The organism is Streptomyces sp. NPDC041713 (genome assembly GCF_055591085.1).
Window position 1 is genome coordinate 740027 of sequence record NZ_JBVIZY010000004.1, and the last position, 11927, is coordinate 751953.

14 protein-coding genes are annotated in these 11927 nt (G+C 71.9%); 13 read left to right on the top strand and 1 reads right to left on the bottom strand.

The window, feature by feature from the left end:
- Positions 1-34 precede the first annotated feature (34 nt).
- The 13 genes from ACZ6CV_RS16200 (at position 35) to ACZ6CV_RS16260 (ending at position 10689) form a co-directional block, all read left to right on the top strand.
- Positions 35-466 carry a cupin domain-containing protein gene (locus tag ACZ6CV_RS16200; protein WP_355817174.1) on the top strand — a complete coding sequence of 144 codons (432 nt, stop codon included), beginning with the start codon at positions 35-37 and terminating at the stop codon, positions 464-466.
- Complete coding sequence (locus tag ACZ6CV_RS16205; protein WP_469251400.1) at positions 463-1485, top strand: methyltransferase; 1023 nt, start codon at positions 463-465, stop codon at positions 1483-1485. The genes ACZ6CV_RS16200 and ACZ6CV_RS16205 overlap by 4 nt, the downstream gene beginning before the upstream one ends.
- A 10-nt stretch (positions 1486-1495) precedes the next feature.
- Positions 1496-2524, top strand: a complete 1029-nt coding sequence (locus tag ACZ6CV_RS16210) for a methyltransferase domain-containing protein (RefSeq protein ID WP_469251401.1) — start codon at positions 1496-1498, stop codon at positions 2522-2524.
- Positions 2525-2527: 3 nt separating this feature from the next.
- Positions 2528-3814, top strand: a complete 1287-nt coding sequence (locus tag ACZ6CV_RS16215) for a beta-ketoacyl-[acyl-carrier-protein] synthase family protein (RefSeq protein ID WP_469251402.1) — start codon at positions 2528-2530, stop codon at positions 3812-3814.
- Positions 3811-5049, top strand: a complete 1239-nt coding sequence (locus tag ACZ6CV_RS16220; protein ID WP_469251403.1) for a beta-ketoacyl-[acyl-carrier-protein] synthase family protein — start codon at positions 3811-3813, stop codon at positions 5047-5049. Before ACZ6CV_RS16215 ends, ACZ6CV_RS16220 begins: the two co-directional genes overlap by 4 nt.
- Positions 5028-5528 carry a holo-ACP synthase gene (locus tag ACZ6CV_RS16225; protein WP_469251404.1) on the top strand — a complete coding sequence of 167 codons (501 nt, stop codon included), beginning with the start codon at positions 5028-5030 and terminating at the stop codon, positions 5526-5528. Before ACZ6CV_RS16220 ends, ACZ6CV_RS16225 begins: the two co-directional genes overlap by 22 nt.
- A gap of 9 nt (positions 5529-5537) precedes the next feature.
- Complete coding sequence (locus ACZ6CV_RS16230; protein WP_469251405.1) at positions 5538-5792, top strand: acyl carrier protein; 255 nt, start codon at positions 5538-5540, stop codon at positions 5790-5792.
- A 4-nt stretch (positions 5793-5796) separates the two neighbouring features.
- Positions 5797-6252 carry an SRPBCC family protein gene (locus ACZ6CV_RS16235; RefSeq protein ID WP_362360478.1) on the top strand — a complete coding sequence of 152 codons (456 nt, stop codon included), beginning with the start codon at positions 5797-5799 and terminating at the stop codon, positions 6250-6252.
- Positions 6253-6408: 156 nt separating this feature from the next.
- Positions 6409-7452, top strand: coding sequence for a carbohydrate kinase family protein (locus tag ACZ6CV_RS16240; protein WP_469251406.1), 1044 nt, complete (start codon positions 6409-6411; stop codon positions 7450-7452).
- Complete coding sequence (locus tag ACZ6CV_RS16245) at positions 7449-7985, top strand: methyltransferase family protein (RefSeq protein ID WP_469251407.1); 537 nt, start codon at positions 7449-7451, stop codon at positions 7983-7985. Before ACZ6CV_RS16240 ends, ACZ6CV_RS16245 begins: the two co-directional genes overlap by 4 nt.
- Before the next feature lie 2 nt (positions 7986-7987).
- A complete protein-coding gene (locus ACZ6CV_RS16250; RefSeq protein WP_469251408.1) occupies positions 7988-8797 on the top strand; it encodes a cyclase family protein in 810 nt (269 codons plus the stop codon).
- Positions 8798-8800: 3 nt separating this feature from the next.
- The gene (locus ACZ6CV_RS16255; protein ID WP_469251409.1) at positions 8801-10081 is read left to right on the top strand and encodes an acyltransferase domain-containing protein; all 1281 of its coding nucleotides are present in this window, start codon (positions 8801-8803) and stop codon (positions 10079-10081) included.
- Between the two features lie 20 nt (positions 10082-10101).
- Positions 10102-10689 (top strand): TetR/AcrR family transcriptional regulator, encoded by a 588-nt coding sequence (locus ACZ6CV_RS16260; RefSeq protein ID WP_469251410.1) that lies wholly within the window; start codon positions 10102-10104, stop codon positions 10687-10689.
- Positions 10690-10721: 32 nt separating this feature from the next.
- On the opposite strand, the gene ACZ6CV_RS16265 is transcribed toward ACZ6CV_RS16260, so the two are convergent.
- A complete protein-coding gene (locus ACZ6CV_RS16265; RefSeq protein ID WP_469251411.1) occupies positions 10722-11927 on the bottom strand; it encodes an FAD-dependent oxidoreductase in 1206 nt (401 codons plus the stop codon).

Sequence of the window (11927 nt, forward strand, 5' to 3'; positions counted from 1 at the left end):
CCGATCCGGCAATCACCTGACGGAAAGGAAGCACATGAGGCGCGTTCACAGGACTGCCGTAAAGGCGGAGATCGTACGGGAGCCGGGAGCGAAGGAAACCACCCACCGCAAACTCATCGACACACCCGACGGCGCGGACCGGTTCGTCCTCACGGAATTCGAGGTGGCGCCGAACGGCTCCACGCCGCCGCACTTCCACGAGTGGGAGCACGAGATCTACGTCATCGAGGGCACCATGGGCCTCGTCATGCCCGACCAGGGCAGGACCGAGCAGGTGGGCCCGGGTGACGCCATCTTCATCCCCAGGAACGAGCCCCACGGATTCGTCACCGGCCCCGACCAGACGTGCCGGTTCCTGGTCGTGGCGCCCTGCGAACGGCCGCCGGTGCGCAACGTCTTCCTCTCCGAGGACCCGTACGAGTACACGCAGCTCCCCGCGTACACGAGTCTCTTGGAGGGCAAGTGAGCACGACGGACGCCACCGGGCAGGACTCCTCGCGGGTCCACTCGATCCTGACCGCCTACCTCCAGTCCAAGGCGGTCTTCAGCGCACTCGAGCTGGGCGTCTTCGAAGCCCTCGAGAAGAGTCCGCGCTCCATCGAGGAGCTGGCGGCGGAGCTGGGACTCCAGCGCCGGCCCACCCGCGCCCTGCTGGTCGCGCTCACCGGGCTCGACCTGGTGGCGCGCGAGGACGGCCGCTACCGCAACACCCCGGAGGCTTCCCGCTTCCTGGTCGCGGGCCGGCCCGAGTACATGGGCGGCTTCGCCGAGCACCAGAACAAGCACTTCGGCCACTTCGACCGGCTCGGGGACGCGGTACGCGAGAACGCCTCGCTCAACCAGCGTGTCCTCAAGGAGGGTTACCGCGACCAGGGCGCGGCGGCCGGCGAGGGCCGCGAGGGCACCGGCCGGCTGATCCAGGCCATGCGGGTGAGCTCCCGGCTGCAGGCCGACAAGCTCGCCTCCGCGGTGCCCCTCGACGGGGTGGGGAACATCATCGACCTGGGGTGCGGCTCGGGCGACTACTCCATCGCGCTGGCCAAACACCACCCGCGGCTGCGCGTCACCTCCCTCGACTACCCCGCGGTGTGCGAGCTGACCAAGGCCAATGTGGCCGAGGCGGGCGTCGGGGACCGGGTGGAGGTCCGGCCGTCGGACATCATGAGCGACCCGTGGCCCGAGAGTGACGCCGTCCTGCTCTCGCACGTGCTCGACGGGTACGGCCCGGAGCGCGCCGCACATCTGATCAAGCGGATCCACGAGCACCTGCCGGAAGGCGGGCGGCTGTTGGTGCACGCGCACATGCCGTCGCTGGCCACCGGGCTCTTCCCGTACATGTTCGGCCTGATCCTCCTCGTCAACACCGAGGAGGGCGAGGTGCGCGACAGCGAGGACATCCTCGGCTGGGTGCGGGACGCGGGCTTCCGGTCCGTCCGGACCAGCAACGTCTCGCTCCTCTCCGGGCTGGTCGTCGCCACCAAGTAGGGAGCTCCCGGTGCCGAAGAACATCCCCTCGTACGACCTGTCCACGGTCCTGGAAGGCCCCGACCCGGCTCCGCTGCTCGCCCTCAACTTCGGGTTCGCACGCGCCAGGGTGCTCTCCGCCGCCCTGGAGCTCGGCGTCTTCACCGAACTGGCCCGTGCCCCCCGCACCTCCGCCGCGCTCGCCGGGGTGCTGCGCTGCGACGGTGAGGCGGTGCGCAGGCTGCTGGACGCGCTCGCGGAACTGGGCCTGGTCCGCGGTGACGACGCGTCCGGCCGGGAGGTCACCGAGCTCTCCCGGGCCCATCTCGTCGAGGGCGGCCCGGGATTCCTCGGGGACCACTTCGCCGAGGTGCTGGCGCAGTGGGACAGCTGGGGCGGCCTCACCGATCTGGTACGGAGCGGTCGGCGCGGCGGCGACCTGGGCGAACCCGGGGCCCGCGGCGCCCATCGCGGGATGTTCGGCGGCGCCTTCGCACTGGCGGCACGCGCCGCCACGGCCGTGGTCGAGGCGCTGCGGCCGGCCCCGGTCGGCCGGGTCCTCGACCTCACCGCGGGCGGCGGGGAGTGGGGCATCGCCCTGGCCGTGTCGGACCCGTCGGCGCGGGTGACGGCCCACGACGATCCGGCACTCCTTGCGGGGGCCCGGGAACGGGTGGCGGAGCTGGGTCTGCTCGACCGCTTCGACTTCGTGCCGGCCGACTTCGGCCGACCGCCGTTCCCCGACGGGTCGTTCGACACGGTGGTGATGGCGCACGCGGGGCGCTTCGCGGGGCCCGCGGCCGCGGGGCGGCTCATCCAGGAGTGCGCCCGGGTGCTGCGCCCCGGCGGAACCCTGCTCCTCGCCGACGTCATGCGGCCGGCACCCGGGGAGCCGACGCTCTCCCGGTCGATGCTCGATCTCAGCCTGCTGGTGAACACCACGGAAGGCGGTCTACCGGAACCGGATGAATATCGCACGCGGATGGAGAAATCAGGCGTGACGGCGAAAGAGTCCGTGACACGGGGTCTTGTGACGGCACTGACAGGTGAAAGGCGGTAGTTCATGCGAGAAGTGGTCGTCACCGGGCTCGGCGTCATCAGCCCGGCTGGAATAGGAAAAGAAGCCCTCTGGGAAACCGTTTCGGCGGGTAAAAGCGTCACCAAATCCCTGTCGGACATCACGAGTTCCGATCTGTTCGGGGATTTCGACTTCGTGTCCGACGCGGTGGCCGAAGTCCCCGGATTCGAGGACCAGGTGCCGGCGCTGCCGACCGAGGTGCAACGGCTCGACCGGTATGTGCAGTTCGCGGTCGCCGCGGCGCTCCAGGCGATGGGGGACGCCGGGCTCGAAGCCGGTGACTACGCCGCCGAGCGGACCGGCATCTCGCTGTCCACCGCCATCTGCGGCACCCCCAAGATGGAGCAGGAGTTCCTCGCGGTCACGGACCGGGGCCGGGGGCCCATCGACCCCGCCAAGGCCGGCCGCGATCTGTATCTCGCGTCCATGTCGAACACCCCGGGTGTGATCCTCTCGGCCCTGCTCGGCACCCAGGGGCCGTGCGTGACGCTGTCCACCGGGTGCATCGGCGGGATCGACGCCGTCGGCCACGCGGTGGAGGCGATCCAGTACGGCGAGGCGGACGTGATGATCGCCGGAGCCAGCGAGGCGCCCATCACCCCGGTGACGGTGGCCTCCTTCGAGATCATCAACTGTCTCTCGCGCGACTACCGGGACCGGCCGGAGGCGGCCTCGCGCCCCTACGACGCGGGGCGGGACGGTTTCGTGCTCGGCGAGGGCTGCGGCGTCGTCATCCTCGAGGAGCGCGAACACGCGCTGCGCCGCGGCGCCACCCCGTACATGGAGATCAACGCCTTCTCGCACACCTCCAACGCCGTGCACATGACCGACCTGCTCTCCGACGGCGCCGACCTGACCCGTGCCATGACCCAGGCCGTCGAACGGTCCGGACTCACCCCCGCCGACATCGACCACGTCAGCTCGCACGGCAGCTCCACCCCGCAGAACGACACCTGTGAGACCAGTGCGCTCAAGCTCGCCCTCGGCGACCGGGCCAAAGAGGTCCCGGTGAACTCGGCGAAGTCCATGCTGGGCCACGCGCTCGCCGCGGCCAGTGCCATGGAGATCGTGCTCTGCGCGCTGGCCTGCGAGCGTTCCTTCGTCCACCCCACGGCCAACTACGAGACACCCGACCCCAGTTGTGACCTCGACTACGTGCCGGGAAGCGGCCGGCCCTGGAACGGCGAGGTGATCCTCAAGGACGCCAGCGGATTCGCCGGGCTGCACGCCGCGATGGTCGCCCGCGCCGTACGGGAAGGGGCAGCGCGATGAGTGTCGTCATCACCGGAATCGGCGCGGTGACCCCCGCGGGCACGGGCATGGAACCCCTGTGGCGGAGCGCCCGTGACGGGGTCGCGCGGCTCACGACGATCGACCGCTTCGACGCCTCGGAGTACGCGTGCCCGGTCGCGGGCCAGGCGGACTTCGACGCGCGCGCCGAACTGCCGTCCCGGTTCGTCAAGCGCACCGACCGTTTCACCCACCTCGCCGTGCACGCGGTGCGCCAGGCGTTGGCCGAGGCCGGGGTGCGCGTCGGCGAGGGCGTGGCGCCCGAGCGCACCGGCGTGATGGTCGGAAACGTGCTGGGCGGCTGGGAGTTCGCGGAGCGCGAGCTGCGCAAGTTGTGGACCGACGGCCCGCGCGCGGTCAGCCCTTACCAGGCCACGGCCTGGTTCCCGGCGGCCCCACAGGGCAACATCTGCATCGACCAGGGCATCAAGGGCCCGGCCCGCACCTTCGTCGCGGACCGGGCGAGCGGGGCGTACGCCCTGATCGGCGGCGCCGAGGCGCTGCTGCGCGGCAGGGCGGACGTGGTGCTCGCGGGCGGGGTCGAGGCGCCGCTGTCGCCGTACGGCTGGCTGTGCCTGGAGACCAGCGGGCTCAACGCCAAGCCCCGGGCCCCGCTCGCCCCGCACGAGCTGTACCGGCCCTTCGACGCCGGGCACACCGGCAGCGTGTTCGCCGAGGGCTCCGTCTTCCTGGTGCTGGAACGCCGGGAGCACGCCGAGCGGCGCGGCGCCGTCATCCACGGGGAGCTGGCCGGCTGGGGGGTGAGCAGCGACGGCTACATGCCGTACTACACGGTCGAGCCGACCGGGCAGGTGCTCGGCCGCGCCATGCGCGCCGCCACCGAGCGCGCCGGCATCACCGGCGAGCAGCTCGGCGCGGTCCTCGGACACGGCTCGGCCATTCCCTTCGAGGACGTCACCGAGGCGTACGCGCTGCGCGAGGCGTTCGGCCGCACCGCGGACCGGCTGCCCTTCACCGTGCCCAAGTCGGGCTTCGGCCACCTCCTCGGCGCGGCCGCCCCCGCCGACGCGGCACTCGCGCTGTACGGCATGCGCGACGGCTTGGTGCCGCCCACCGTCAACCTGGACAGGCCCGCGCCGGGCGTCGACCTCGACCTCGTACGGGACACGGCGCGGCCGGTGCGGGACTGGGAGCACACCCTGGTGGTCTCCCGCGGTCTGGGAGGGGTCAACGCGTGTCTGCTGCTGCGGCGTTGACCGCACTCGGGGGTGTGGGGAGCGCTCTGGCGGTCGGCATCGACGTGGTCGACGCCGAGCGGCTCGGCGCGATGGTGGCACGCCGCGGGCAGCCGCTGCGGGACCGGCTGTTCACCCCCGTCGAGCAGGCGCTGTGCGAGGGTGCGTCGCCGCGCTACCGGACGTACTGCATGGCGGGGCGCCTCGCGGCCAAGGAGGCGGTGCGCAAGGCCCTCGGTGCGCACGGCCGAGGCATCGGCTGGCTGGAGGTGGAGATCGGCCGTGCCGCGTCGGGTGAGCCGTTCGCCGGGCTGTCCGGGCGGGCGCAGGAGGCCTTCCGCCGCGCCGGGTTCAGCGGGTTCCGGCTGAGCATCGCGCACGAGGCCGGGGTGGCCGTGGCGATCGCGCTGGCGCTGGGAGCACCCGGCGGCGCGGATGTGTCGGGGAGTGCCGCCGGGGGTGCCGCCCTCGGGGTCGGGGTCAACACGTACGAGAGGTAAGGGGAGTTCATGGACATCCACCAGGAAGTGGTCTCCGTCATGGAGGGCATCGGGTTCCAGAAGGAGGAGCTGGCGCCGGACAAGCGGCTGGCGAAGGACCTCGGCATCGACTCGACCGAGCTGGTGGAGATCGTGGTCGCGCTGGAGGAGCACTTCCACATCTCCATCGACGCGGACGCCGAGGACGGTTTCACGACCGTGGCCGATCTGGTCGGCCGGGTCGACCGGATGCTGTCCGCCGGCGCGCACCCGAGGAAGGACTGACGCCATGCCCAGGATCGAGAACAGCATCGTCATCGAGGCGGCTCCCGAGCTGGTCTTCGCCATCACCAACGACATCGAGCGCTGGTCGGAGATCTTCAACGAGTACAGCCACGCCAAGGTGATCTCCCAGGAGAACGAGGGCCGTTGGACCGAGATCGTCTTCGAGCTCACCAACGCGGAGGGGGCGACGTGGCGCTCCTGGCGGCTGCTCGACCACCGCGAGCTGACCGCGGTCGCCGAGCGCCGCGACCCGCTCTACCCCTTCCGCTACATGCACTTGAAGTGGACCTGCGCACCGGTCCCCGGCGGGACCTCGATGACCTGGATCCAGGACTTCGAACTCGACGAGAAGTTCGACGTGCCGCTGGCGACCGTGCTCGACCGGATGCAGCTGCACACCAGGGAGAACCAGGCCGGCATCAAGCAGAAGATCGAATCCGGGGCCGTCCCGGCCACCTGACGGACCCGCTCCGGCCTCCGTCGCGCGCAGGCAGCCGCCCCCACGTCTTTGCCGGGTGGCCGGGTGGCCGCCTGCCCGCTCCCCCGCCGGCGCCCCGGCGGGACACGTCACCCGGAGTCCCGCCTCGTACCGTTTCCCGCCCTCAGGAGGCTCCAGGTGCGCATCGCCGTCACCGGAACCATCGCAACGGACCATCTGATGTACTTCCCGGGCCGCTTCGCCGACCAGCTCCTGCCCGACCGGCTGCACGCCCTGTCCCTGTCCTTCCTCGTCGACCGGCTGGAGATGCGGCGCGGCGGAGGGGCGGCCAACATCGCCTACGGCATGGGCCGGCTGGGCCTGACCCCCACGCTGGTCGCGGCGGTGGGCACGGACTGTGCCGACCACCAGATCTGGCTGAAGCAGCACGGGGTCGACATCGACTCGGTCCTGACCGTGCCGGGCGAGCCCACCGCCCGCTTCGTGTGCACGACCGACGTGGACCATCACCGGATCGGCGCCTTCTACCCCGGCGCGATGCGGGCAGCCTGCACCATCTCGCTGCAGGGCGTCGTGGAGCGGGTCGGCGGGATCGACCTGGTGATGATCTCGCCCGACGACCCCGCGGCGATGCTCCGGCACACCGAGGCGTGCCGCACCTCGGGCCTGCCCTTCGCCGCCGACCCGTCCCGGCGGACCGCCGGCATGAACCGTCAGGACGTGCAGTTCCTGCTCGACGGCGCCCGGTATCTGTTCGCCAACGAGTACGAGGCCGCGCTGCTCCAGGAGAGCACGGGCTGGAGCGCGCTGCGCATCCTCGAACGGGTCGGCGTGCGGTTCACCACGCTCGGGGCGGCGGGCGTGCTCCTCGAGCGGGCGGGCCAGGAGCCGCTCGTCGTTCCCGCGATCCCCGACGTGTCGGCCGCCGATCCGACCGGCGCGGGGGACGCGTTCCGGGCCGGGGCGCTCACCGCACTCGCCCGCGGCGCCTCGCTGCGGACCGCCGCACAACTCGGGTGCGTCCTGGCCTCGTTGGCCCTGGAGTCGGTCGGGACACAGGAGTACGCGCCGACGGTACGGTCCCTCGCGGGACGCATCCGCGGTGCCTACGGCGAGGAGGCGCTGGCCGCGGCGGCGCCCGTCCTCACGGGGTCGTCACACGCGCGGACGCCGCTCACGGGGACGTCCCGCACGGGAACGTCACTCGCGGGGGCGTCATGAGTGCCGGGCGCCTGGCGCGCCCCGCGCCCGTACTGATCCCGCTGGTCACCGCGGGACTGGTGCCGACACTGCTCGGCCTGCTGCTGCCCGGGCCAGGACTGCCGGTGCCGGGTCTGCTGCGGCTCGTCGGCGGGGGCGTCCTGGTGCTGCTCGGCGGCTGGATGACCGCGGACTCCGTGGACCGGGTCTATCTGCGTCAGCGCACACCGCTGGGCGACCGGCCGCCCGAACACCTGGTCCGCGCGGGCTGGTACCGGGTCGTCAGGAACCCGATGGCGGCCGGGATGACGCTGCTCCTCATCGGCCTCGCGCTGTGGTGGTCCGCGTCGTCCGTCCTGTGCTGGGCCGCCGTCGTCCTCACCGTCTCCTGCGTGGCCGTGCTGCGCGTCGAGGAGCCGAGCCTGCTCGACACCTTCGGTGCGCAGTACGCCGCGTACCGGCGCGAGGTGCCCGGGTGGATCCCGTACGCCCCGAGACCGCGGTCCACGAAAGCTGTGCCGTACGCCGCCGATGCCCGGCCGAACAAGGACTAGCCATGTATGTCGATCTGAGCATTCCGATCAGTCGCCGGGCGCCCGGCGTGGAGTTCGAGCAGTGGCTGCACCGGGACGGGATACGCCATCTGACCCGGCGCATCAGGGCGTTGCCCGGCGACAGCCGGCGCGAGCGCCGCGTCAACTACTGGCGGTGGCTGACCGGCGGACGCCGCCTGCGGGAAGCGGACGTGCCCGGGGGCTGCTTCCTGTCGAACGAGTTCTACCGGATGTCCGTGCACCAGGGCACCCACGTGGACGCGCCCTTCCACTACGGACCCGAGTGCGAGGGCCGGCCCGCGAAGAAGGTCATGGAGCTGCCGCTGGAGTGGTTCAGCGGGCCGGGGGTCGTCCTCGACGTGCGCGGATGCGGCGGGAGCGTCGGCGAGCGCGACGTCAAGGAGGCGCTGCGCACGGCCGGTCGCGCGGTGGGCCCCGGCACGGTGGTGCTGTTCCGTACCGACTCGGACCTGCGCCTCGGCACCGCCGCCTACTACACGGAGTCGACCGCGATCTCCCCGCCCGCCGTCGACCATCTGCTGGACCTCGGCGTGAAGGTGCTCGGCACGGACTGCTGGAGCTTCGACGGGCCCGCCCGCCCCATGGTGGAGAAGTTCTTCCGCACCCGCGACCCGCACGCACTGTGGCCCGCCCATATGCACGGCAGGAAGCGCGAGTTCATCCAGATCGAAGGGTTGGCCCGGCTGCGCGAGCTGCCACCGGGACCCTTCACCTTCATGGCCTTCCCGATCGCCCTGGCCGACGCCGGTGCCGCCTGGTGCCGCGCGGTGGCCAGGCCGGAGACGGCGTAAGGCATGACCACGCCCACCACACATCTGCTACCGCTCTCGGCGGCCACCGCGGAGGCACTCGCGGACCGCGCCCTCGCCGCCGTGCGCTCACTCTCGGAGCTCGGCGCCGCCTCTCCCGGCGCACTGTGCGCCACCGCCGCCGCGGCCCGGCACCACACGCACCGGCTCGCGGTGACCGGACGGGACGCCGACGAGTTGGCGGCGGGCCTGCGGGCGTACCTCGACGGCACCACGGCGCGCGGGGTGTCGGCCGGGGCGGCCCGCGCGGACGGACCGCGCGTCGCGTTCCTGTTCAGTGGCCAGGGTGCGCAGTTCCTCGGCATGGCGCACGGGCTCTACCGCACGGCGCCGGTGTTCCGGTCCGTCGTCGACCGCTGCGCCGAGGCCGCCCGGCCCTTCCTCGACCATCCGCTGCAGGAACTGCTCGATCCGGGGTCGGGACGCGGCGACGCCGTGCACCGGCTGGTGGCCGCCGCGCTGGGCACGTTCAGCGTGAGCCTCGCGCTCACCGCCCTGTGGCGCGGCTGGGGCATCGAGCCGACCGCCGTGCTCGGGTTCAGCTCGGGCGAGTACACCGCGGCGTGCTGCGCCGGGGTGCTCACCCCCGAGGCGGCGATATGGCTGCTCGGCACCGAGGCCTCGCTGGCGGCGCGGGTGACGGACGGCGCGATGGCGATGGTCACGCTCGACGAGGCCGCGGCACGCGAACTGCTCGCGGACGGTACGGAAGCGGTGGACGTCGCCGCGGTCGTCTCGGAGCACGAGGTGTCGATCTCCGGCGAGATCGGGGCCCTGACCAGGCTGACGGACCGTCTGGAGGCGGACGGTGTACGGGTGAGCCGGCTGCCCGTGCCGCAGGGCCTGCACTCCCCGCTCCAGGAACCGGCGCTCGACGCGTTGGCGGAGGCCGCCGCGACGGTCACCTTCGCGGCGCCGCGGATTCCGCTGGTCTCGACGGTGACCGGCACAGTGGTGGACGCCGCCGCGATGAGCGAGCCGGGGCACTGGCGCCGCCATATGCGCGGCCCGGTCCGCTTCCTGGACGCGATCCGAACGCTGGACGGCCTGGGCTCCGACACGTATGTCGAAGCAGGTCCGGGACGGGCGCTGGTCGGTCTCGGCGCCCGCTGCCTGCCGGGCGGTGGACGGCAGTGGCTGGCTTCCCTCGGGCGCAGCACCGACGGCCGCGGCCCGATGCTCGACAGCCTCGGCAGGCTCTACACCGCGGGAGCGCCGGTGCGCTGGTTCGGTGGTGTCCATCCCGAGGGCTCCGGCGGCCGATAGCCGTCGTTACAATGGCTTGAATGGCTCAGGAGAATACGACCCGACCGTCGCCGGGGCGCCCGCGCAGCGCGGAAGTGTCCCGGGAAATCGTCGCGGCCGCACTGAAATTGCTGCGCGAACGGGGCCCTCAGGGGGTCACGGTCGAGGCCGTGGCCCTTTATTCGGGCTCCGCGAAGACCACGATCTACCGCAGACACAAGAACCGCTATGAATTGCTGCGGGCGTCCCTTGCGTTCGTCGAAGACATGCCGGAGCCGCCGGCCGACCTGTCGGCCCGGGAACGGGTCGCCGAGTTGCTGAGGCAATTCAGGTACGGCCTGGAGGAGGTCGTGGGGCTGCGTGCTCTGGCCGCCCTCCTGCACGGCGACGAAGACCCGGAATTCACCCGCGCATTCCGCGAAGGTGTGCTTCAGCCACGGCTCGACATTCTGCTCGGCGCGCTGCAGGCGGGCGTGCGCGACGGCGAGCTGCGCCCGGACGCCGATTACCAAACAGTGGTCACCATGATGGCCGGTTCGTTCATCGCCCGGTCCGCGGTCCAGGGCTCCGCGCCCGCCGACTGGGCCGACAGCGTGCTCGACACGATCTGGCCCGCTCTGCGGGCCTGACGGCAGGCCGTTCAGTCACGGCCGACCCGTGATCAGTCACGGCCGACCCGTTCCGGACGCAGCCCGACCCCGATGAAGTGGGCGGTCCAGCGGGTGAGGAAGGGGAACCTCCGCACGAGGCGCGCGGCGAACGGCCGCTCGACCGTGGAGTGCCGGTCCTTGGGGTAGAGGTCGGCGAGCATGTGGACCTGTGCCAGTTGCATGGCGCGGACGGGGAACGCGCGCCGGCGCTGGACGCGGGAGAGTTCCTTCCGGGTGGGCCGTCGTCCGGCGCGCAGGACCGGCCCCAGCATCCGGGCCGCGGCCACCCCGTCCTGCACCGCGAGGTTGATCCCGACCCCGCCCGCGGGCGACATCGCGTGCGCGGCGTCCCCGATGCACAGCAGTCCCCGGCGGTACCAGGTGCGGAGCCGGTCGACGCGGACGCTCAGCAGCTTCACGTCGTCCCAGTCGTCGATCTCCGCGCGCAGCCGGCCGGCGAACTCCGCGTGTATGGCGGTCACATCGGCGTGCAGCCGGCCGAGGCCCTCGTGCCGGACGGTTTCGTACTGGCCCTGCGGGATGACGTACGCGATCTGCCAGTAGTCGCCGCGGTCGATGGTGATCAGCACGAAGCCCGATCCCGTGTGCAGGAAACTCATGGTTTCGTCCGGTTCTCTGCTCAACCGGAACCAGAGCACGTCCATGGGCGCCGCCCCGGAGATCACGGGGAGTCCGACGGCCCGTCGCATGGACGAGTGCCGTCCGTCGGCGGCGATGACGAGGTTGGTCCGGAACTCCAGGGGCCCGTCGGGGGTTTCGGCGCGGACGCCTCGTACCTCGTCGCCCTCGCGGATCACGTCGACGGCCTCCGCCTTCTGGATCAGCCGGAAGCCGGGCAGCTCCGCCGCCTTGCGGGCCAGGAAGTCGAGCACGTCCCACTGGGGCATGAACGCGATGTACGGGTAACGGCCGCCGAGCTTGGAGAAGTCCGCGAAGTCGGTGGGCCCGGCCGGGGTCTCCACCGTGATGGTGGAGACCTTGCTGTGCGGGATCTGCAGGAACTCGTCGATCAGGCCGAGCTCCTCGAAGATCCGCAGGGTCGAGGGGTGCACGGTGTCGCCGCGGAAGTCCCGCAGGAAGTCGCCGTGCTTCTCCAGGACGACGACGTCCACCCCTTGGCGGGCGAGCAGGAGACCCGTCATCATGCCGGCGGGCCCCCCGCCGACGACGCATGCCTGGATCTGTTCGGTCTTCAT

What these genes read in the sequence shown, in the direction of transcription:
- ACZ6CV_RS16200 (WP_355817174.1), top strand. Translation starts at nt 35, where the DNA reads ATGAGGCGCGTTCACAGGACTGCCGTAAAGGCGGAGATCGTACGGGAG.
- ACZ6CV_RS16215 (WP_469251402.1), top strand. Translation starts at nt 2,528, where the DNA reads ATGCGAGAAGTGGTCGTCACCGGGCTCGGCGTCATCAGCCCGGCTGGA.
- ACZ6CV_RS16220 (WP_469251403.1), top strand. Translation starts at nt 3,811, where the DNA reads ATGAGTGTCGTCATCACCGGAATCGGCGCGGTGACCCCCGCGGGCACG.
- ACZ6CV_RS16230 (WP_469251405.1), top strand. Translation starts at nt 5,538, where the DNA reads ATGGACATCCACCAGGAAGTGGTCTCCGTCATGGAGGGCATCGGGTTC.
- ACZ6CV_RS16235 (WP_362360478.1), top strand. Translation starts at nt 5,797, where the DNA reads ATGCCCAGGATCGAGAACAGCATCGTCATCGAGGCGGCTCCCGAGCTG.
- ACZ6CV_RS16245 (WP_469251407.1), top strand. Translation starts at nt 7,449, where the DNA reads ATGAGTGCCGGGCGCCTGGCGCGCCCCGCGCCCGTACTGATCCCGCTG.
- ACZ6CV_RS16250 (WP_469251408.1), top strand. Translation starts at nt 7,988, where the DNA reads ATGTATGTCGATCTGAGCATTCCGATCAGTCGCCGGGCGCCCGGCGTG.
- ACZ6CV_RS16255 (WP_469251409.1), top strand. Translation starts at nt 8,801, where the DNA reads ATGACCACGCCCACCACACATCTGCTACCGCTCTCGGCGGCCACCGCG.
- ACZ6CV_RS16260 (WP_469251410.1), top strand. Translation starts at nt 10,102, where the DNA reads ATGGCTCAGGAGAATACGACCCGACCGTCGCCGGGGCGCCCGCGCAGC.
- ACZ6CV_RS16265 (WP_469251411.1), bottom strand. Translation starts at nt 11,927, where the DNA reads ATGAAGACCGAACAGATCCAGGCATGCGTCGTCGGCGGGGGGCCCGCC.